At 60.5% G+C, this 19,593-nt stretch carries 19 protein-coding genes and 2 tRNA genes; 13 read left to right on the top strand and 8 right to left on the bottom strand.

Features of this window, described 5'->3' with window-relative positions:
- Nucleotides 1-26 precede the first annotated feature (26 nt).
- The gene (locus LQT98_RS04065; RefSeq protein ID WP_231461210.1) at nucleotides 27-1,106 is read right to left on the bottom strand and encodes an FUSC family protein; all 1,080 of its coding nucleotides are present in this window, start codon (nucleotides 1,104-1,106) and stop codon (nucleotides 27-29) included.
- Nucleotides 1,107-1,112: 6 nt separating this feature from the next.
- Nucleotides 1,113-1,565: a D-aminoacyl-tRNA deacylase gene (dtd, locus tag LQT98_RS04060; protein ID WP_231461209.1), complete on the bottom strand. Its 453-nt coding sequence runs from the start codon at nucleotides 1,563-1,565 to the stop codon at nucleotides 1,113-1,115.
- Between the two features lie 132 nt (nucleotides 1,566-1,697).
- On the opposite strand from dtd, the gene yaaA reads away from it, so the two are divergent.
- Entirely contained in the window at nucleotides 1,698-2,471 is a 774-nt protein-coding gene (yaaA, locus tag LQT98_RS04055) for a peroxide stress protein YaaA (protein ID WP_231461208.1), read from the top strand.
- Between the two features lie 7 nt (nucleotides 2,472-2,478).
- Here the strand turns inward: yaaA and LQT98_RS04050 are convergent, their stop codons facing one another.
- Nucleotides 2,479-3,474, bottom strand: coding sequence for a 2-hydroxyacid dehydrogenase (locus LQT98_RS04050; RefSeq protein WP_231461207.1), 996 nt, complete (start codon nucleotides 3,472-3,474; stop codon nucleotides 2,479-2,481).
- Here LQT98_RS04050 and LQT98_RS04045 point away from each other — a divergent pair.
- Nucleotides 3,473-3,778 (top strand): hypothetical protein, encoded by a 306-nt coding sequence (locus LQT98_RS04045; RefSeq protein ID WP_231461206.1) that lies wholly within the window; start codon nucleotides 3,473-3,475, stop codon nucleotides 3,776-3,778. The genes LQT98_RS04050 and LQT98_RS04045 overlap by 2 nt on opposite strands.
- Before the next feature lie 919 nt (nucleotides 3,779-4,697).
- Nucleotides 4,698-5,084 (top strand): hypothetical protein, encoded by a 387-nt coding sequence (locus LQT98_RS04040; RefSeq protein WP_231461205.1) that lies wholly within the window; start codon nucleotides 4,698-4,700, stop codon nucleotides 5,082-5,084.
- A gap of 633 nt (nucleotides 5,085-5,717) precedes the next feature.
- Here the strand turns inward: LQT98_RS04040 and LQT98_RS04035 are convergent.
- The 5 genes from LQT98_RS04035 to LQT98_RS04015 form a co-directional block, all read right to left on the bottom strand.
- Nucleotides 5,718-5,794: transfer RNA gene (locus tag LQT98_RS04035), tRNA-Met, on the bottom strand.
- A gap of 422 nt (nucleotides 5,795-6,216) precedes the next feature.
- Nucleotides 6,217-6,843: a VC0807 family protein gene (locus LQT98_RS04030; protein ID WP_231461204.1), complete on the bottom strand. Its 627-nt coding sequence runs from the start codon at nucleotides 6,841-6,843 to the stop codon at nucleotides 6,217-6,219.
- A 177-nt stretch (nucleotides 6,844-7,020) separates the two neighbouring features.
- On the bottom strand, nucleotides 7,021-7,206 hold the full coding sequence (locus LQT98_RS04025; RefSeq protein WP_019103612.1) for a hypothetical protein: 186 nt from the start codon (nucleotides 7,204-7,206) through the stop codon (nucleotides 7,021-7,023).
- Between the two features lie 254 nt (nucleotides 7,207-7,460).
- A complete protein-coding gene (gene metG / locus LQT98_RS04020; protein ID WP_231461203.1) occupies nucleotides 7,461-9,521 on the bottom strand; it encodes a methionine--tRNA ligase in 2,061 nt (686 codons plus the stop codon).
- A 151-nt stretch (nucleotides 9,522-9,672) separates the two neighbouring features.
- Nucleotides 9,673-10,935 (bottom strand): MFS transporter, encoded by a 1,263-nt coding sequence (locus tag LQT98_RS04015; protein ID WP_048409913.1) that lies wholly within the window; start codon nucleotides 10,933-10,935, stop codon nucleotides 9,673-9,675.
- 156 nt (nucleotides 10,936-11,091) lie between these two features.
- Between LQT98_RS04015 and LQT98_RS04010 the strand changes: the two genes are divergently transcribed.
- The 10 genes from LQT98_RS04010 to LQT98_RS03965 all read left to right on the top strand — a co-directional run bounded on the left by LQT98_RS04010 (nucleotide 11,092) and on the right by LQT98_RS03965 (nucleotide 19,465).
- The gene (locus LQT98_RS04010; RefSeq protein WP_231461202.1) at nucleotides 11,092-11,505 is read left to right on the top strand and encodes a hypothetical protein; all 414 of its coding nucleotides are present in this window, start codon (nucleotides 11,092-11,094) and stop codon (nucleotides 11,503-11,505) included.
- A gap of 15 nt (nucleotides 11,506-11,520) precedes the next feature.
- The gene (locus tag LQT98_RS04005) at nucleotides 11,521-12,915 is read left to right on the top strand and encodes an L-cystine transporter (protein ID WP_048409914.1); all 1,395 of its coding nucleotides are present in this window, start codon (nucleotides 11,521-11,523) and stop codon (nucleotides 12,913-12,915) included.
- A gap of 179 nt (nucleotides 12,916-13,094) precedes the next feature.
- Nucleotides 13,095-14,432 carry a CoA-disulfide reductase gene (locus LQT98_RS04000; protein WP_231461201.1) on the top strand — a complete coding sequence of 446 codons (1,338 nt, stop codon included), beginning with the start codon at nucleotides 13,095-13,097 and terminating at the stop codon, nucleotides 14,430-14,432.
- Between the two features lie 201 nt (nucleotides 14,433-14,633).
- On the top strand, nucleotides 14,634-15,725 hold the full coding sequence (apbC, locus tag LQT98_RS03995) for an iron-sulfur cluster carrier protein ApbC (protein WP_048409916.1): 1,092 nt from the start codon (nucleotides 14,634-14,636) through the stop codon (nucleotides 15,723-15,725).
- 10 nt (nucleotides 15,726-15,735) lie between these two features.
- Nucleotides 15,736-16,509: a glutamate racemase gene (gene murI, locus LQT98_RS03990; RefSeq protein ID WP_231461200.1), complete on the top strand. Its 774-nt coding sequence runs from the start codon at nucleotides 15,736-15,738 to the stop codon at nucleotides 16,507-16,509.
- A gap of 6 nt (nucleotides 16,510-16,515) precedes the next feature.
- Nucleotides 16,516-16,968 carry a ribonuclease domain-containing protein gene (locus LQT98_RS03985; RefSeq protein ID WP_231461199.1) on the top strand — a complete coding sequence of 151 codons (453 nt, stop codon included), beginning with the start codon at nucleotides 16,516-16,518 and terminating at the stop codon, nucleotides 16,966-16,968.
- Complete coding sequence (locus LQT98_RS03980; RefSeq protein WP_231461198.1) at nucleotides 16,959-17,237, top strand: barstar family protein; 279 nt, start codon at nucleotides 16,959-16,961, stop codon at nucleotides 17,235-17,237. Before LQT98_RS03985 ends, LQT98_RS03980 begins: the two co-directional genes overlap by 10 nt.
- Nucleotides 17,238-17,590: 353 nt before the next feature.
- Nucleotides 17,591-18,823: a dicarboxylate/amino acid:cation symporter gene (locus tag LQT98_RS03975; protein WP_048409920.1), complete on the top strand. Its 1,233-nt coding sequence runs from the start codon at nucleotides 17,591-17,593 to the stop codon at nucleotides 18,821-18,823.
- A gap of 113 nt (nucleotides 18,824-18,936) precedes the next feature.
- A tRNA-Ser gene (locus LQT98_RS03970) sits at nucleotides 18,937-19,026 on the top strand.
- Nucleotides 19,027-19,141: 115 nt separating this feature from the next.
- Nucleotides 19,142-19,465 (top strand): hypothetical protein, encoded by a 324-nt coding sequence (locus LQT98_RS03965; RefSeq protein WP_156183848.1) that lies wholly within the window; start codon nucleotides 19,142-19,144, stop codon nucleotides 19,463-19,465.
- The last annotated feature ends 128 nt before the right edge of the window (nucleotides 19,466-19,593 follow it).

Raw genomic sequence — 19,593 nt, 5'->3', positions numbered from 1 at the left:
CGCCCTGGCTTTTTTCTTGTCCGCCGCTAGCGGCTGCGCCCCTGGCTGGCGCTGCTCAGCCAGTGCCAAACCAGCAGCAAAATGCCACGGCTGGGCGGCGGCACTTGCATCAGCAGGGGCAGCAGTTCCGCCAGATCCGCGCGCAGATGCTCGCTGGCGAGGTTGAACTCCGCCGCCAGCCAATGGCAATACGATGGCTTGTCCAGCGCCAGCGGACTCAGCGCCGCGTCCAGCGGCTCCGCCAGCAGCGCCGGCTGATTGAAGCGCATGCCATGCGCCGCCCGCATCAAGACCCGGACGATGGCGCGGCGCTGTTCCGCGCCATCGCTGAGCGCCGGCGTGGCCTGCGCCACCTCGCCCATCCGGTCCAGCAAGCTGCACAAGGAGCGCTGGCGCCGTTGGATCGCGTCGAAACGCGCGGCCGGCAGGCCGGATTCCTGCACCGCAGCCGCCACCAGCGCGCGCATGCGTATCAGCCTGCCGTTGAAGCGTTCCAGCGCCACGCCGGCGTCCACCTCGCGGCGCCGCGCGATCTTGCTGTACAGCGCCGCCGCTTCGCGCAGATTGTCCGCCAGCAGGAAACGCCAGCTGTCTATCGCCCGCAGCGGAAACAGGCCGGCGGCGGCCAGCCCCAGCAACGAACCGGCCAGCACATTGAAGCCGCGCCACAGCGCCGCTTCCACCGGTTCATTGCCCAGGCCGGCCACGATCACCATGGTCAGGCCCACCAGCAAGGCCAGGTATTCGCCCTTGCCCAATGCGAACCAGGCGCTGAGCATCACCAGCGCCGTCATCCATGCATAGCAGGACAACGGCGAATGGCGGTACAGGGCCATCGCCACCAGGCCCGCGGCTGCCCCCAGCAAGGAGCCGCCCATGCGCTGCAAGGCCTTGCGCCTCACTCCGCCCCAATGCGGCACACTGCCCAGCACGATCAGAATGGTCACCAGCATCCAGCTGCCGTGCGGGATGGTGAACAACAGGTTCAGCGCCAGTCCGACCCAGAACGCCGCGGCCACGCGCAGCACATGCGCCTGCCGCGCGTACAGGTTCAGGTAATAAGGCGTCAGCAATATCCGCCACGATGTCAGCCGGCTCGCATTCATCCGCGTCTACTCCATGGACTTGCTGTCCAGCCAGATGGTCACCGGGCCGTCATTGACCAGCGCCACCTGCATATCGGCACCGAACACCCCGGCGGGCACTGGCTTGCCCAGGGCTTGCGCCATCGCGGCGACGAATTGATCGAACAGCGGTTTGGACCGCTCTGGCCGCGCGGCCCGCGAGTACGACGGCCGGTTCCCCTTCTTGGTGCTGGCGAACAGGGTGAACTGGCTGACCGCCAGCACCTCGCCGCCGCAATCCAGCACCGAACGGTTCATCACCCCGGCCTCGTCATTGAAAATACGCAGTTGGCTGAGCTTGCGCGTCAACCAGACGATATCCTCCGGCCCGTCCGCTTCTTCCACACCCACCAGCAACAGCAAGCCCGCACCGATCTCGCCGCGCACTGCCCCCTCCACCGTGACCGATGCCTGCCGCACCCTTTGCACCAATACCCTCATGCCGTCTCCTTGCCGGAAAAATGAATTCAAATCCAGACTTGCATTCTAGGGCCAAGCCCGCCGCTGGTCACGAGGCGGGCCAAGCCGGGCTCAGTCCAGTACAATGGAGCTTGCTCAATAAGGATTCGCCTCATGCTGATGGTCATCTCGCCAGCCAAGACGCTGGACTTCGACACCCCCGCCGCCACTGATCAATACACTCAACCGGATTTTCTGGATCACAGCGCCGAGCTGATCCAGACGCTGCGCGCCAAGAGCCCGCTGGAAATCGGCAAGCTGATGAGCATCAGCGACGCGCTGGCACAGTTGAACGTGGGCCGCTACCATGACTGGCAAGCGCCGTTCAGCCCGGCCAATGCCAAGCAGGCGGTGCTGGCGTTCAAGGGCGATGTCTACGAAGGCCTGAACGCCGCCAGCCTGGAGCCGGGCCAGTTGAGCTATTTGCAAAGCCATTTGCGCATCTTGTCCGGCCTCTACGGCACGCTGCGGCCGCTGGACCTGATGCAGCCCTACCGGCTGGAGATGGGCACCCGGCTGAACACTTCCCGCGGCAAAAACCTGTATGAGTTCTGGGGCGACACCGTGACTCACGCGCTGAACGCGGTGCTGGAGCAAAGAAAAGACCCGGTGCTGGTGAACCTGGCCTCGGAGGAGTACTTCAAGGCGGTGAAGCCGGCCAAGCTCAACGCCAGCCTGATCACCCCGGTATTCCAGGACCGCAAGAACGGTCAGTACAAAATCATCAGCTTCTACGCCAAGCGCGCGCGCGGCATGATGGCGCGCTGGGCCGCGCTGCATCAGGTCAGCCAACCGGAACAGCTCAAGCACTTCGACAGCGCCGGCTATGCCTTCGATGCGGCGGCCTCCAATGAGCTCAGCTGGGTGTTCCGCCGCGATCTGCCCTGAACTTGAACTAGGCGGAGATGGCGTGGACCAACGCCTCTCCCCGCTCAAAAGCGCCGGCATTGCCCAAGGTGGTGTCGGCGATATTCATCAGCGCCTCGCGCGTCAGAAAACCCTGGTGCGAAGTCACCAACACATTGGGAAAGGTCAGCAGCCGCGCCAACTGATCGTCCTGCAGCCCGCTTTCCGACAGATTCTCGAAAAACACGCCCTCTTCCATCTCGTACACGTCCAGGCCCACGCCGGACAAGCGACCAGCCTTCAAGGCCTCCAGCAGCGCCGCGGTATCGACCAGGCCGCCGCGGCTGGTATTGATCAACACCGCGCCCGGTTTCATCCGCGCCAGCGTATCGCGATTGACCAGGTGCCGGCTGTCCGCCGTAAGCGGCAGATGCAGGCTGATCACGTCCGCCTGGCTCCAGATTTCGTCCAAGGACACGAACTCGCAGCCCAGGCTCGCCGCCAACCCGGCATTGGGATACAGATCATAGGCCAGCACCCGCATGCCAAAGCCGCGGGCGATGGCCATCGTGGCCTGGCCGATGCGGCCGGCGCCCAACACCCCCATGGTCTTGCCGTGAAGATCGAAGCCCACCAGTCCATCCAGAGAAAAATCCATCTCCCGCACCCGGGTGTAGGACTTGTGAATACGGCGCACCACCGCCAACAGTAAAGCAAAGGCATGTTCAGCCACCGCGTGCGGAGAATAGGCTGGCACCCGGGTCACCGCGATGCCGTGCTGGCGGCAAGCCGCCAGATCCACGCCGTTGTAGCCGGCGCAGCGCAGCGTCACCAGCTTCACACCCTCAGCAGCCAGCTTCGCCACCACTGTGGCGTCCAATCTGTCGTTGACGAAGGGGCACACCGCGTCGAACCCCTGGGCCAGACCCACGGTGTCCAGGTTCAAGCGCGGCTCGAAGAACTGCAGCTGATGACCATGCTTGCCATTGGCTGCCTGCAGCGCGTGACGGTCGTAATTCTTGGTGTCAAAAACGGCAATACGCATGCTGCGGCTCCTGAATGCGATGGATGAAACCACTATAAGTCAGCGCGGCACCGACCCAGAAGCGGAACATGCAATCCGGACCATTAAACCTGGCGGCGGCCTCAGCTCAGCCAGTCATCGCCTTGCTCGATGTTGCGGCAAACCCACGGGTTTAGCGGTAAATGCACACTTTCACCAACTGATGCGTCTCAATTCAGAGCAACGCAATCGGAAAAATTATTCCATAGACATAAAACGGGTCGCTGAATTTTCATCATCCGGACCCAAAATACAAATGTATGAAAATGTTCATACTATCAAATAAGAATTAACTTGCTAATGACATTTCCAACCCAAGCTCACCCCGCCACTGCCGCGGTCCAACTTCAGATCACCATTCCCACCGTTACCCTCCCCGCTTCTGAAGCTGGCGATTTCTGAAACTGCAAATAAGCGTAGCTAAATCAAATGGAATGCCCTACCTACAGCGCTTCAAACGATTTCCACCGCTTTTGCCATTGTCTCCGCCACCGCTCTCACCTTGACCTTTCACCAGCAGCGCCTCGCAGCTGGATGAATAGCTCCAGTTATTGCCCCCCACCATAGAAAGGCCCGAAGCATTAAGCATAGCCTTAAAACCCCATTGTCATTTAGAGACTTAGTCGTTGGACTATTGCTCCGCACACAGGCTTAAGCCTTCCATTTTAAGTGACAAAAATCACTACTCAGACAAGCCACACCCAGGGGATACGATAGGATTTTACTTGGCGGAAATCATTGATTCCAGCTTAGAAAAGGATAGGAATCAATTGCAGGGATTTATATACAGCGAACCAAAAAATGCAAAAAGAATAAATTAAAAAAATAAATAATTAAATGAAAACATAAATTCAGTCGATATATAGCCAAAAAACTTTACACCGGAATTCAGCAAAAAAACTGCACTAATAGACAGTTACAAGCCGTAACCGGCCAGCGGTAATGTTCAAACATTAATCAAAATTATCGTCGCCCTTATTTTAATGCGGTATCAAAAAGGCGGAGCCACAACCCCTGAGCGCAGGCGGTAAAGTCAAAAATCGCAGATAAGATTTATTCTTCTGGGCAATCCCAAAACCCACGCAGAAGTCAAAAACAACATAAGTAATTAAAAACAAACTTACTCTTGAATTTAGATGCTAATAAACATGCACTTTGAACGTAGACCGACCCGCGTTCATCTGCTCTATCGGGGGTCGTGCCACATGCATAGACATACAACTTCTTTTTCTCATAAAAATCCATGCAATGCCCCATTGCAAACAGACGAGAGGAGGTGTATTTCAGTTCTGAAAAACTTAAAAACGAAACTAAAATTTAATTTATCAAACTTAAATTCAAAGGCAAAAGCCATGACCAAAGCGAGTATCTATATAGTCATTTTTTTAGCAATACGTACTCCTACCGTATATGCAAACAATGATGACAATGCGGGGGCTCAGACGATGGAAGGTGAGCTCATTTCTTCGCCGATTGAATCTCACAACGACGAAGAATATGAAGCCATCTCACCCATGCCAAGAAAAACCATGTCTCACGATGAATGGCTGCAATGGTGGTGCAGTCAGCATCCAGGATTTTGTCGTGACTAGACACAATGATAAGGCGTAAGCCCATCAATCACAGCAGCGTAACTCTTTATTCGTGTTTTCTGCTGGAATGGTTTTTGTTATGGGAAGCAAAGTCATGTAGACAGCGGATTGTTGTACTCTGCTGGCTCAGCGCCGCGCAACGGCTAGGCGCAGCGTGATGCACCATGTCGGCTCATGCAATCCCAGCGGCCTGCGCGTTGGCAATCTGCGCGCAGGCTCTTCTTTGATATGGCATTAGCACCGTGACATCGCAGGATTGGCCCAGCGCATAGAGAGCCCTCCTCTCGCAATGAAATGTTTTACTAAGCCATATTCCGTACACTAGTTATCCCCATGCAAGAACATCCACAAGCCCAGCAAAACAATGACCAAACCCCACACAATCACTAAGAGCCAGTTCAAAGTCTCGCGAACAAGAGCGAGACAAGGCGAAAACGGCTGAGAAAGTGGAGTGTACAAATGGTACATGAGCATTTTGAGCGCGGTTTCAACGCCGTATCGCTGGAGCGCAACAGACTTTGAACAGGTTCTAAGAAGGATTTCGGCAGGACAGGGACCGCCCCAAGGATCAACGTGGGCATGATCTGAAAGCAAAAAGGCCAACTTTTTAAAGTTGGCCTTAGCGCTTGCTTATGGTTGCGGGGGCAGGATTTGAACCTACGACCTTCGGGTTATGAGCCCGACGAGCTACCAGACTGCTCCACCCCGCGTCTGATCCGTCTGCTGTGTTTCGTGCAGAGGAGTGAACTATACCCTGTGGGGTTCATGCCGTCAAGCCGTTTTAGAAAAAACTACTCTGCCTCGAAAATACTGTTCGAACAAAGATGATTCATATTTATTAACAGTTGATCCGAGCCGCCACATACCTGATCAACAAAGACCGTCTAAAGTGAACTCAAGGTCAGCGCAGTTGTTCTCCCCGAGCAACTGCGGCCCGAGAAGTCAGCCGCCTGTCTGCCAACAGGCTCTGCCGATGCGGGCGCGATCTTGTGCATTTTGGAAGACATTGCCGCTGTGACTTCGACTGCCAGCGAAGCCGCACACCAAGCAGCCGTGTCTTTCCTCCTAAGTGTTCATCACGGAACTTCGGGCCGCTTATGCGGCCCCTTTTTTTGTCCAAAGCCAAACAAGTTCAAGAAGCGGCCAAGGCCGCTTCGGCGGCACGGCGCATCCGGCGCCGGTACAGCAAGGTCATCAAGCACAAGGCGCTCATCACGCCATAGCTGATGAAGGGCGCCACCAACAGCACTCGCTCCACTTTCCAGGTCCAGGCCATGTAAACGCGAGCGCCCGCCTCCAGGCTCAGGCCCAGCCCCCACCACAAGGTCATCTGCCGTATGGCTCCGCGGAAGCCATCCAAGCCCCACAAACGCTCGAAACGTTCACGCCCCTGCGCCGATTCCCGAGCCAGAGTCGCGCGCGCCAGATAAAACACCAGCGGCCGCCCAATCAGCAAAGACGCCAGGAAGGCGCAGCCTATCAGACCGGTGACCAGGGACTCGCGCAGCAACAGCAAGCGCGCATCGCCGCCTAGCAGCATTGCCAGCAGAGACAAGGCAATGCCCAGCAACACCAGCAGGCTCAGCGCATCCACGCGCCGGAAGCGCAGCAACTCGGCCATGCTCCATAATATCGGCGGCAATGCCGAAAACATCAGCGCGCCGGCTTCACCCCAGCGCGGCTCACCATAGCGGTAGCATAGCCAGGGCAGCAGGAAATTGATGATGATTTCCAGTATCAGTTTTGCTCGTTGCGGCACGTTTGCTCTCGCCATCAAATGCGAACAGCATGAACAATTTGCATTGAAACGTCAACTGGTGTGACTTGAGTTTTTTGCAAGGATCAATCGAGGCTGGGCGCAAAAACAAAGCCCCGCATTTTGCGGGGCTTCATCTGTAATCTGCGCAATGGAATGGACAAACGCAGGGGGATGGCATCAGGCGGCAGCCTGGATGAAGGCATTGGCCGGATAAAGCGCGCTGGCAAGGCCCAAGGCGGACTTGAAGGTGACTTCGAACATCTTGCCCACCTGTCGGATGCTGACTACTTCGTAATGCATGGTGGAACCACTGTCCTTGTGCTCAAGGATTTTGTAGCCGGGTTTCAGTTGAGAAATTTTCATGATGGTTCATTCCTTTTTCTTGTTTTTGGGTTGTTTAAAATTCATTTCATCTAGAGACATACCATATTTTCAGAAGTTCCGCCAGCTGCCCGAGAATGTGTCGCATTTGACTTGCGATGACTGTAACAGCCGCAGATGACAGCCCGGTGAAGGTTTCGGGGCCGCGAAATGACGCGGCCCCTGCATGCCAATATGACAGCAGGGGCCGTGGGACCCAACTAGCAAAAAGAACAGTCGGGATTAGGAACTAAGGCTCAACCTATGCGCATGCCGGGCTTGGCACCCTGGTCCGCGTCCAGCAGGAACAAGCCTTCGCTGTCGTCCTGGCCAGAGGCGCAAACAATCATGCCCTGCGACACGCCGAAGCGCATCTTGCGCTCGGCCAGATTGGCCACCACCACCACATTGCGACCCACCAGTTTTTCCGGCTCTTGGTAGGCCTTGCGGATGCCGGAGAAGATGTTGCGCTTCTCAAAGCCCAGGTCCACGGTGAACTGCAGCAGTTTGTCCGAACCGTCGACGAAGTTGCACTCCAGCACCTTGCCGATGCGCAGGTCCAGCTTGGCGAAGTCGTCGATCTTGATGGTTTCGGCCAGCGGCTCGTATTGAGCGGCGGCCGGAGTGTCTGCGGTGGCTTGCATATTCTGTTTGTTCGCTTCTATCAGTTTGTCTATCAGGGCCGGGTCGATGCGTTGCATCAGGTGCTGGTAAGCGTTGATCTTCTTGCCCAGCAGCAGGCTGCTGGCATCGCTCCAACCCAGCGGCGCTACGTCGAGGAAGGCTTCCACGCCCTCGGCCAGCTTGGGCAGCACCGGCTTCAGGTAGATGGTGAGCAGGCGGAAGGCGTTGATCAACACGGTGCAGACTTCCTGCAGACGCGCGTCCTGTCCTTCCTGCTTGGCCAGTTCCCACGGCTTGTTGGCATCCACGTAGGCGTTGACCACGTCGGCCAGCGCCATGATATCGCGCAGCGCCTTGGCGTATTCACGCGCCTCGAAGGCGGCGGCCAGTTCATCGGCGGCGGCTTGCAGCTTGGCAAGGATGTCGCCGTCGCTGACCTGGCTGGCCAGCATGCCGTCAAAACGCTTGGCGATGAAGCCGGCGGAGCGGCTGGCGATGTTGACGAACTTGCCCACCAGGTCGGAATTCACCCGTGCAACGAAGTCGTTCAGGTTGAGGTCGATGTCTTCGATGCGGCCGTTGAGCTTGGCGGCGATGTAATAGCGCATCCATTCCGGATTCAGGCCGCAATCCAGATAGCTCTTGGCCTGGATGAAGGTGCCGCGCGACTTGGACATCTTCTGTCCATCCACGGTGAGGAAGCCGTGGGCGAACACGCCGGTGGGCGCGCGCAGACCGGAGTAGTTCAGCATCGCCGGCCAGAACAATGCGTGGAAGTACAGGATATCCTTGCCGATGAAGTGGTACATCTCGGCCTGGCTACCCTTGCCGAACCACTCGTCGAAATTCAGGCCGCTGCGCTCGCACAGGTTCTTGAAGCTGGCCATGTAGCCGATGGGCGCATCCAGCCACACATAGAAATACTTGCCAGGCGCGCCCGGAATCTCGAAACCGAAGTACGGCGCGTCGCGGCTGATGTCCCAGTCCTGCAGGCCGCCGGAGATCCATTCGTTCATCTTGTTCAGCGATTCCGGCTGCAAGTGCGGCTGGGTCACGCCATCGGCGCGCACGCTGCTGCCGCCGGTCCACTGCTTGAGGAAGTCGGCGCATTCGCCTAGGCGGAAGAAATAGTGCTCGGAGGTTTTCAGTACCGGCTTGGCGCCGGACACCGCCGAGTACGGGTTCTTCAGTTCGGTGGGGTTGTAAGTGGCGCCACAGACTTCACAGTTGTCGCCGTATTGATCCTTGGCGCTGCACTTGGGGCATTCGCCCTTGACGAAGCGGTCCGGCAGGAACATCTGCTTTTCCGGGTCAAACAGCTGCTCGATGGTGCGGCAGGCAATCTTGTCGTCGGCTTTCAGCGCCAGATACACCTGCTCCGCCAGCGCCTTGTTTTCCGGGCTGTTGGTGCTGTAGTAGTTGTCGTGGCCGATCAGGAAGCCCTGGGAATCCGCCAGGTGCAGTTCGCGCACGCTGTCCACCAGCTGTTCCGGGGTGATGCCCTGTTTTTCCGCCGCCAGCATGATGGGGGCGCCGTGTGTGTCGTCGGCGCAGACGTAATAGCATTCGTGGCCGCGCATCTTCTGGAAGCGCACCCAGATATCGGTCTGAATCTGTTCCAGCATGTGACCCAGATGCAGCCCCGCGTTGGCGTAAGGCAGTGCGCTGGTCACCAGAATCTTGCGTTTGCTCATTAGGATTGTTCCAAAGGTGCGATCTGAAACGATCAATTATAGAGGCAGTCGCCCCCGGCGGTCACGGCGGATATCCGGGAAACGACGACCATCATGACAAAGCCCGGCCGCATCCGCGGGCCGGGCTTTGTCCGCACAGCGGGCTCCGGGATCAAGAACCCTGGCCGGCCAGCTCCGCTTGCTTGGTTTCCGCCTGCTGCGCGCGCTCCAGCATCGCCCAGCGCACGGTGCGGCGCGCCACTTGCACATAGGCCAGGGAGAAGGCCAGCGACAGGCAGGCGAAGCCGAGCATGCCAGCCTGCTGGTAAGCGATGCGGAACATCTCCACGCCCAGCGCGTAGCCGGCCATGGACAACATGCTCATGCTGGCCGATACCGTGCCCTTGCCGGCGGAGTCGCAGGACATCAGCGCGAAGCGGTACAGCACGCCGAAGGCCAGGCCTTCGCCGAAAGCCATCAGCGTCATGCCGGCCACCATGAAGTACTGCGGGTGCGCGGACCACAGCACGCCGGACAGCATCAGACTCAGGCCAAGCACGATGGGCCACATGCCAATCAGCGCGGAACGGCCCAGCGGCCAGCGCCCCGCCACCAGCACCAGCGCCAGATTGCCGGCGATCAGGCCGCCGAATACCGGCAGCTGCATCAGGCCATACTCCAGCGCGCTCATGTGCAGATCATGCACCAGCAAGACCGGCGACATGGCGATCCAGCCCATCAACGGCAACGCCAGCAACGGGATGCACAACGCGGACAGCACAAAGCGGCCGTTGCCGAACACTTTCAGATAATCGCGGCCCATCCGCGCCAGCGGCAGTTTCTCGTGACTGGGCTGGGTGGTTTCCGGCATTTTCCACAGCAGGCCCAACAGCGCCAGGAAGGACAGCACGGCGATCAGCAGGAAGCTGGTGCGCCACGGAGCCAGCTCCATCAGCGCGGCGCCGGCCAGCGGGCCGGCCAGCGGCGCGATCAGTGCCACATTGGCCATCAGCGCGGTAACCTTGACCGCGGCTTTTTCTTCAAACGCTTCCTGCACCGCGGCGTAGCCGACGGCATTGATGAAGCACAAGCCTATGCCCTGCAGCAGGCGCAACGCGATGAAGGCCTCGATGGAGCTGACCAGGTAGGTGGCCAGGCAGGACACGGTGAAGTAAGCGACGCCAAACAACAGCACCGGCCGGCGGCCGATGCGGTCGGACAGGGGTCCGGTCAGCCAGGACAGCAGCGCGCCGCCCAGCAGGAAGGCGGTCATCGATGCCGGCACCCAGGAGGCGTCGACCATGAATTCCTGGGTCACCGCCAGCATCGCCGGCTGCACCATGTCGTTGCAGATGTAGACGGCGAATTCGAACAAGACCAGGGCCAGCGGAAACAATAGATTGGAACGGCTAAGTTTTACGTGTGGAGCGGACATTAGGGAGATGCAGCCTTTCTGAGACCGGCAAGCGGCGCGCTTGCCCATGCGGCCGGACGGACAAGGGCCAAATAAAGCGAAAAGGGGCGCAATTGTACCCGCAGAACGCCGGGCACGCAAAGCAATTTTTGCCACAAACGCAATAAAAACAGCGATTTGCAAGCCAATCACTTCAATTCATCCGACAAGGCCTGCCGGGCGGCGCAGACGCGCGTCACCTCAATGCGCCCTTCCGCCAAGCAGCCCCAGCCTGAAGCAGGCGCGGCTGATAGAAAAACAATCAATAAGCTTATTCTTATTAATATGAGTAAAGATCAGGGAATCTCGGTAAAATCGCCGCTTTTCGCCGTATTCCCCAGCTTGGTCGCGCTTGAACCCCAAGAGCATCGCCCGGCCTGGGTGAAGCTTTTTTTATCAGGATTCCAAGCTCGTCTGACCTCGCTCAAACTGCCGGCGTCATGCCGTCGCTACGCTGAGCCCAGCTCGCCGCCCCTCCCCCAAACCCGTTCCTCAGCTTTGATGCCAAGCCGGCCCGGGCGGCCAGTGAAACCTGACAACAAAACCAAATAGATTAAGGGGTTCTCCATGACCTTGACCGTCATCGCCACGCTAGCCGTCACGCTGGCCTTGCTGGCGCTGCTGTGGCAGCAGCAACGCACTCACGTTTCCTTCACCAAGCGGGTCTTCACCGGCCTGGCGCTGGGCGTCGCCTTCGGCGCAGCGCTGCAATGGCTGGCCCAACCCGGCTCGCCGGCGCTGGCCGCCTGCCTGGAGCTGTGCGAAATCATCGGCTCCGGCTATGTGAAGCTGCTGCAGATGATCGTGATCCCGCTGATCATGGTGTCCATCATCGCCGCGCTACTGAAGCTGGAAGGCGGCTCCTCGCTGGGCAAAATCAGCGCCGCCACGCTGGGCGTGCTGCTGTTCACCACCATGCTCGCCGCTGGCGCCGGCATTCTGATGGCCAATCTGTTCGGCCTCAGCGCCGAGGGCCTGACCGCCGGCGCCGCCGAAATGGCGCGCGGCGAATCGCTGGTGAAGAATCTGAGCACGGTGGAGGACTTGTCCTTTAGCAAGCTGGTGCTGGACTTCCTGCCGGCCAACCCCTTCCTGGACATGACCGGCGCGCGCAAGACCTCCACCATCGCGGTGGTGATCTTCTCGGTGCTGATCGGCCTGTCCGCCACCGGCATCGCCCGCAAAAAGCCCGAGCTGTTCGCCAGCTTCAGCCACTTCATCGCCGTGGCCCAGGCCATCGTGATGCGCATGGTGACCCTGGTGCTGCGCCTGACACCCTATGGCGTGTTCGCGCTGATGACCAAGGTGGTGTCCGGTTCCAGCTGGGCCGACATCGTCAACCTGATCAACTTTGTGCTGGCTTCCTATGGCGCGATGCTGCTGATGTTCGCCGTGCACCTGCTGCTGGTGGGCCTGGCCGGCGTCAATCCGCTGCGCTGGACTAAAAAAGTGATCCCGGTGCTGACCTTCGCCTTCACCTCGCGCACCAGCGCCGGCTCCATTCCGATGAATGTGGCCACCCAGAACAAGCTGCTGGGCATTCCGGACGGCATCGCCAACTTCGCGGCCTCCTTCGGCGCCACCATCGGCCAGAACGGCTGCGCCGGCATCTACCCGGCCATGCTGGCGGTGATGATCGCCCCCACCGTGGGCGTCAATCCAATGGACCTGCACTTCATCGTGCCCTTGATCGCCATCATCACCATCAGTTCCTTCGGCGTGGCCGGCGTTGGCGGCGGCGCCACCTTCGCCGCGCTGATCGTGCTGTCCGCGCTGGACTTCCCGGTGGCGCTGGCCGGCCTGCTGATCTCGATCGAGCCCTTGATCGACATGGGCCGCACCGCGCTCAATGTCAGCGGCTCCATCACCGCCGGCACCGTGACCAGCCGCCTGCTGGGCCAGACCGATATGCAGGTGTTCAATAGCGACCGCGAAATCAACCTGGACGAAGAGATGGCTTAACCAGCTGCGCGAGACTTCGCCTTGAAAACCGCCTGGGAATGCCTATTTACAGCCTGTAAATCCAGCATACTAGGCGGTTTTTCCATTAAAGCCGCCAACCACCCCACAATACGGGCGGAACCCGCCACATGGCGAGTCAATACAATACGGCACAGCAACAAACCGGACGGAAACACACTATGAAAATCGTCATCATCGGCGGCGAAGCCGCCGGCATGAGCGCGGCGGCCAAGGCGCGCCGCAGCGCGCCCCAAGCCGAAATCGACGTCTACGAGATGTCGGAGGTTATTTCCTTCGGCGCTTGCGGCCTGCCCTACTTCGTCGGCGGCGAGTTCGACGATCCCGGCCATATGGCCGAACTCAGCGTTGAAGACTTCGCCAAGCGCAATATCCGCGTGCACACCGGACATCAGGCACTGAGCATAGATACCGCGGCCAAGCGGGTGCGCGTGCGTCGGCTGGCGGACGGCGAAGCCTTCGACGCCGCTTACGACAAACTGATGATCGCCACCGGCGCCAGCGAAATCCGCCCGCCGCTGCCGGGCCTGGATTTGCCGGGCGTGCACACGCTGCGGGTGATGGAGGACGGCCTGGCGCTGCGCGCGGCCGCGGCCCGCGACGAGGTACGCGAGGTCGCCATCATCGGCGCCGGCTTCATCGGCCTGGAATTGGCCGAAGCCATGGTCCGCCTGGGCAAGCGCGTGCGGCTGATCCAGCTGGCGGAACGGGTGATGCCGGACGCCTTCGACGCCGAAATCACCAGCCTGATGGAGCAAGAGCTGCGCGAACACGGCGTGGCCTTGCACCTGTCCGAGGCCGTCACCGCGCTGCGCGGCGACGGCGCGGTGCAAAGCGTGCTCACCGGGCGCGGCGAATACCCAGCCGATCTGGTGGTGCTGAGCATAGGCATCCGCCCCAACACCGCCTTCGCCGCCGACGCCGGCCTGCAGCGGCTGGGCAACGGCGCCATCGTGGTCAATGCCTATGGCGAAACCAGCCTGCCGGACATCTACGCCGCCGGCGACTGCGCCGCAGCGCCGCATCAGTTGACCGGCGAGCCAGTCTATGTGGCGCTGGCCACCGGAGCCAACAAGCTGGGCCGGCTGGTGGGCGAGAACCTGGCCGGCGGCCGCCAGGCCTACCCGGGCACCCTGGGCTCCGCCGCGGTGCGGGTGTTGTCGCTGGACGCCGCGCGCACCGGCTTGTCCGAAGCGCAGGCGCGCGCCGCCGGCTTCGATTGCCAGAGCGTGCTGGTCAAGGACAAGAACCACACCAACTACGTGCCGGGCCAAGCGGAAGTCCACGTCAAGCTCTGCTACGAAACCGGCAGCCAGCGCTTGCTGGGCGCGCAGATGATAGGCCGCAACGGCGATGTGGTGCATAGGCTGGACGCGCTGGCGGTGGCCATCGCCAAGGGCGTCAGCGCGCGCGAGCTGGGCATGATGGACTTCTGCTACGCGCCGCCGTTCGCCCGCACCTGGGATGTGCTCAACGTCGCCGGCAACGTGGTCAAATAAACGCTACCGGCAAAAATGCTCGAAACCTGTTGGTCTCGAGCGTTTTTCCCTCCCGACCACGCCTGCCCTTCCCGCCCGCGCCGATGCCAGCGCGGGCAAGTTGGGGTAAACTGCCGGACAGCCAAAGATTCAACGGATGTCCTCCCCATGCTCTCCAAACTCACCCGCCTTTTCCAGTCCTCAACGGGAACCGAAAACAGTATGTCACTCAGCGATGCGCAAGTGCTGGAAGCCGTGTCCAGCCTGATCGACGACAACACCGGCAAACCCTTCGTCGCCGCCAAGGCGGTGAAAAACATCAAGATCAGCGATGCAGAACTGTCGCTGGACGTGGTGTTGGCCTATCCGGCCAACAGCCAGCACGAATCCGTCCGCCAGCGCTTCGAGGCCGCGCTGGCGCCGCTGGCCGAGCAACGCAAGCTTAGCGTGCGCGTGGGCAGCCTGATCACCAGCCACTCCGCCCAACGCGGCGTGCCGCTGCTTTCCGGCGTCAAGAACGTGATCGCCGTTGCCTCCGGCAAGGGCGGCGTCGGCAAATCCACCACCGCGGCCAACCTGGCGCTGGCGCTGTCCGCGGAAGGCGCGCGCGTCGGCATTTTGGACGCCGACATCTATGGCCCATCGCAGCCGCTGATGATGGGCTTGCAGGGTCAGCGCCCGGAAACCCCGGACGGCAAAAGCCTGAAGCCGCTGGAAAGCCACGGCGTGCAGACCATGTCCATCGGTTATCTGGTGGACGCGGACCAGGCCATGGTCTGGCGCGGCCCCATGGTCAGCCAGGCGCTGCAACAGCTGCTCAACGACACCCGCTGGGATAATCTGGATTACCTGGTGATCGACATGCCGCCGGGCACCGGCGATATCCAGCTGACGCTGTCGCAAAAAGTGCCGGTCACCGGCGCTGTCATCGTCACCACGCCGCAGGACATCGCGCTGCTGGACGCGCGCAAGGGCGTCACCATGTTCCAGAAAGTGGGCATTCCCATCCTGGGCATGGTGGAAAACATGGCCATCCACATCTGCTCCAACTGCGGCCACGCCGAACACATCTTCGGGGAAGGCGGCGCGGCGCGGATGGCGGCGGACTTCGGCGTCGAAGTGCTGGGCTCGCTGCCGCTGGACATGGGCATCCGCTTGGCGGCGGACAGCGGCACGCCCACGGTGGCGGCCGACCCCGACGGCCAAGTGGCGGACCTGTACAAGGCCATCGCCCGTAAAGTGGCGGTGAAGGTGGGCGAAAAGGCCCAGGACTTCTCCGGCAAATTCCCCAAGATCGTCATCCAGAACAACTGACCCACGCATCATGATCGCGATGTTCGACTCCGGCCTCGGCGGCCTTTCGGTATGGAAGGCCGTGCGCGCCGCGCTGCCCGGCTGGGACATCACCTATCTGGCCGATCAGGCCTACTGCCCCTACGGCCAACGCAGCCACAGCGACATCGCCGCGCGCAGCGTCAGAATGGGCCGCTACCTGCAAGAACAGGGCGCCACCTTGCTGGTGGTGGCCTGCAACACCGCCACCACCGCCGGCATCGCCGCCATGCGCCGCGAACTCAGCATTCCCGTGGTGGGCATAGAACCGGCGATCAAGCCGGCGGCGGCCATGAGCCGCACCGGCCGCATCGCGGTGCTGGCCACCCAGGCCACGCTGCAAAGCGAGCGGGTGCGCAAGCTGCTGGATACTCACGCCGGCCATGTTGAAGTGCTGCGCCGCGTTGGTGAAGGCTGGGTGGAACAAGTGGAAGCAGGAGAGCTGGACAGCCCGCGCACCCGCGAACGGGTGGCCGCGGTCGTGCGGCCACTGCTGGAAGAGAACATCGACCACATCGCGCTGGGCTGTACCCATTATCCCTTCCTGGAACCGCTGATCCGCGAGCTGACCGGCGACGGCATCGCGCTGTACGACCCAGCCGAAGCCATCGCCCGGCGCGTGGTATCGCTGCTGCCGGGCACGCCCCCCGCCGCCACGCCGGCCTATCGCTTCATCACCACGGACGCCGACGCCAGCGGCATGCGCCGCATCCTGCCCTTGCTGATCGGCGTTGATTACCCGGTTGAATCCCTGCCCCTGGAGTAAAACTCTATGCTTCCACGTCTCTCGCGCCTGTTGGCGCTGGCCTGTCTGCTCACCGCGCCCGCCGCCTGGGCGCTGCCGCAATGCTCGCTGGTGGCCGCCCAGGTCAATCAGCAGGCCGGCAATCGGCTGAATCAGAACGAACTGAGCACCGTCTTGAGCCAGCTTGGCAAGACCGGCCAGCTGCCGCCGCAGTTCATCACCAAGCGTCAGGCCAAGAACGCCGGCTGGCAACCCGGCCGCAGTCTGTGGAGCGTGCCGGGCCTCAATGGAAAATCGATAGGCGGCGACCGCTTCGGCAATTACGAGAAACGCCTGCCCAAAGGCCAATGGCAGGAAGCCGACCTGAACTATAAAGGAGGCAAGCGCGGCGCCTACCGCATCGTTTACGCCCGCGGCGGCCAGCGCTTCGTCAGCGTGGACCATTACAACCGCTTCATCGAGGTGCCGTCATGTCAGTGAGAGTTTGCGAATTGCACCACATCAAGAGCCTGGATCAATTGTTCGATGAGCTGATCCGCCAGCTCAGGCTGCCGGCCCACTTCGGCCGCAATCTGGACGCGCTGTACGACTGCCTGGCCAATGACGTGCAAGGCGCTTACGAGATCGTCTGGCGCGAAACCGAGGAAGCGCGCAAGGCGCTGGGCGCGGACCTCTACGCCACCATCCTGGAGATACTGGAGACCGTGGCCGAGGAGCGCGGCGACGTCACGCTGGACATCCACCACTAAGCACCACTCCATCGCCGCCGGCTCCCTGCCGGCGGTTCGCATTCCGACGGCAAGCGCATTGGCATCACCCGTCGCGATACACACTCGTCTACGAATTTCAATACTCGAAATACGACAAAGACAAGCGTTCGCTAATTCACTATAATCCCACCCCTAAATAGGTCAACAACTGTCCTACAACTGGCAGTAACGCCAATAAAATCAATAAACAAGAATGTAGGCTAATCACTACATCGGCAAGCTTGACACACAAAGCGGCTGCCCTCCACCCCCGGGCCGGCCCCGGCATTGTTTCATTCCGAACATGTCTTGTTGTTATCAAAACGCGCTTAAATAAAGGTAGGAACTTCTCAATGCAGTCGAAAAAACTCACAGGGCTGATCCTGATCGGCCTGGTGCTGGGCATCATCACCGGCTACCTCTACCGCGAGAACGCCGCCAGCGAAGCCGACATCAAGGCCTTCGCCAGCAACATCTCCATCCTGACCGACATCTTCCTGCGCCTGATCAAGATGATCATCGCGCCCTTGGTGGTCTCCACCCTGATCGTGGGTATCGCCAAGATGGGCGACGCCAAGACCGTGGGTCGCATCGGCGGCAAAACCATGTTGTGGTTCATCAGCGCATCCTTGATGTCGCTGACCTTGGGCCTGATCATGGTCAACCTGCTCAAGCCGGGCATGGCGCTCAATCTGCCGCTGCCGGACAGCCACGCCACCAGCGGCATCCAGGCCGGCGCGCTGTCGGTGAAGGACTTCGTCACCCACGCCATCCCCAAGAGCGTGTTTGAAGCGATGGCCACCAACGAGATTCTGCAGATCGTGGTGTTCTCGGTGTTCTTCGGCTGCGCGATGGCTGCTTTGGGCGACCGCGCCAAGCTGCTGATCGACACCATAGACGTGGTGGCCCACGTGATGCTGAAAGTGACCAGCTACGTGATGCTGTTCGCGCCACTGGCGGTATTCGGCGCCATCGCCGCCACCGTGGCCAAGGAAGGCCTGAGCATCCTCGCCACCTACGGCAAGTTCATGGCCGAGTTCTACCTGTCCATTGGCATCCTGTGGGGCCTGCTGATCCTGGCTGGCGGCCTGTTCATCGGCACGCGCGTACTCAAGCTGATGGGCATGATGCGCGAACCGCTGCTGCTGTCCTTCACCACCGCCAGCTCCGAAGCCGCCTACCCCAAGACCCTGGAACAGCTGGAGCGCTTCGGCTGCTCCAACAAAATCGCCAGCTTCGTGCTGCCTATGGGCTACTCCTTCAACCTGGACGGCTCGATGATGTACTGCACCTTCGCGGTCATCTTCATCGCCCAGGCTTACGGCATCGATCTGACGCTGGCCCAGGAAATCTCCATGCTGCTGATCCTGATGCTCACCTCCAAGGGCATGGCCGGCGTGCCGCGCGCCTCGCTGGTGGTGATCGCAGCCACCCTGGCCCAGTTCAACATTCCGGAAGCCGGCCTGCTGCTGTTGCTGGGCATCGACCACTTCCTGGACATGGGCCGCTCCGCCACCAATGTAGTGGGCAACTCCATCGCCACCGCGGTGGTGGCCAAGTGGGAAGGCGAGCTGAAAAAGCACTGAGCAAAGCCTGTTCCGTTCCATGCGCCGCCCTCCGGGCGGCGTTTTTTATGGCTAGCTGCGACAAGGCTATTGACAGGCAAACCCGCTCCCAATAGAATGCCCCACTCTGAGTCGGAGAGGTGGCAGAGTGGTCGAATGTACCTGACTCGAAATCAGGCGTACGTGCGAGCGTACCGAGGGTTCGAATCCCTCCCTCTCCGCCAGAACCAGACATTGAAGCCCTGAGCAATCAGGGCTTTTTTGTTTTGTCCTTACGCTTCACCCCTTCCCCTTTTGCGCCTACCATTACCTTCCACACCTAACCCAAGCCGCGCCCACATGAGCCATCTGGTCAACTACGTCAACGCCATCCAGGGATCGCCTTCTCCACGCCGCGCTCGACTGCAAAGCTCCAGCCGGAACAGTTGGACCGACCAGGGTCACACGGTTGTCTCGGAACAGCAGGCCTATGTTTTTGACGATGGAGCCATCGTCACGCGAATGACGGAACAGGACGATTTCCCGAGCGAGGCCGCCTGCACCGAATGTTGGATCCGCTACGAAGTGACGCGCCAAGCTCCTGGCGCTCCCATCCATCCCACTCAAGTCAGCTTCAACAGTGCATGCCGGGAAGCCTATTGGCGGCGCTACTTCGCATCCTGAACGCCGCCAGCCCAACCACCCTTCACACCAGCATTCTCCCCATCCAGGCGCCATCACCGCGCCGGCAAGCCCCCCCCCACTCATTCATTGCCGCTGCGGCCAAGCCAGTCCATACAGACCCCCATAGC

Origin of the sequence: Chromobacterium aquaticum (assembly GCF_021129195.1) — a bacterium.
In the GTDB taxonomy this organism is placed as follows: domain Bacteria; phylum Pseudomonadota; class Gammaproteobacteria; order Burkholderiales; family Chromobacteriaceae; genus Chromobacterium; species Chromobacterium aquaticum.
This window is presented reverse-complemented; position numbering and strand designations above follow the sequence as displayed.

What these genes read in the sequence shown, in the direction of transcription:
- LQT98_RS04065 (WP_231461210.1), bottom strand. Translation starts at nt 1,106, where the DNA reads ATGAATGCGAGCCGGCTGACATCGTGGCGGATATTGCTGACGCCTTAT.
- dtd (WP_231461209.1), bottom strand. Translation starts at nt 1,565, where the DNA reads ATGAGGGTATTGGTGCAAAGGGTGCGGCAGGCATCGGTCACGGTGGAG.
- yaaA (WP_231461208.1), top strand. Translation starts at nt 1,698, where the DNA reads ATGCTGATGGTCATCTCGCCAGCCAAGACGCTGGACTTCGACACCCCC.
- LQT98_RS04045 (WP_231461206.1), top strand. Translation starts at nt 3,473, where the DNA reads ATGCTGCGGCTCCTGAATGCGATGGATGAAACCACTATAAGTCAGCGC.
- LQT98_RS04050 (WP_231461207.1), bottom strand. Translation starts at nt 3,474, where the DNA reads ATGCGTATTGCCGTTTTTGACACCAAGAATTACGACCGTCACGCGCTG.
- LQT98_RS04040 (WP_231461205.1), top strand. Translation starts at nt 4,698, where the DNA reads ATGCATAGACATACAACTTCTTTTTCTCATAAAAATCCATGCAATGCC.
- LQT98_RS04025 (WP_019103612.1), bottom strand. Translation starts at nt 7,206, where the DNA reads ATGAAAATTTCTCAACTGAAACCCGGCTACAAAATCCTTGAGCACAAG.
- metG (WP_231461203.1), bottom strand. Translation starts at nt 9,521, where the DNA reads ATGAGCAAACGCAAGATTCTGGTGACCAGCGCACTGCCTTACGCCAAC.
- LQT98_RS04015 (WP_048409913.1), bottom strand. Translation starts at nt 10,935, where the DNA reads ATGTCCGCTCCACACGTAAAACTTAGCCGTTCCAATCTATTGTTTCCG.
- LQT98_RS04005 (WP_048409914.1), top strand. Translation starts at nt 11,521, where the DNA reads ATGACCTTGACCGTCATCGCCACGCTAGCCGTCACGCTGGCCTTGCTG.
- LQT98_RS04000 (WP_231461201.1), top strand. Translation starts at nt 13,095, where the DNA reads ATGAAAATCGTCATCATCGGCGGCGAAGCCGCCGGCATGAGCGCGGCG.
- apbC (WP_048409916.1), top strand. Translation starts at nt 14,634, where the DNA reads ATGTCACTCAGCGATGCGCAAGTGCTGGAAGCCGTGTCCAGCCTGATC.
- murI (WP_231461200.1), top strand. Translation starts at nt 15,736, where the DNA reads ATGATCGCGATGTTCGACTCCGGCCTCGGCGGCCTTTCGGTATGGAAG.
- LQT98_RS03985 (WP_231461199.1), top strand. Translation starts at nt 16,516, where the DNA reads ATGCTTCCACGTCTCTCGCGCCTGTTGGCGCTGGCCTGTCTGCTCACC.
- LQT98_RS03980 (WP_231461198.1), top strand. Translation starts at nt 16,959, where the DNA reads ATGTCAGTGAGAGTTTGCGAATTGCACCACATCAAGAGCCTGGATCAA.
- LQT98_RS03975 (WP_048409920.1), top strand. Translation starts at nt 17,591, where the DNA reads ATGCAGTCGAAAAAACTCACAGGGCTGATCCTGATCGGCCTGGTGCTG.
- LQT98_RS03965 (WP_156183848.1), top strand. Translation starts at nt 19,142, where the DNA reads ATGAGCCATCTGGTCAACTACGTCAACGCCATCCAGGGATCGCCTTCT.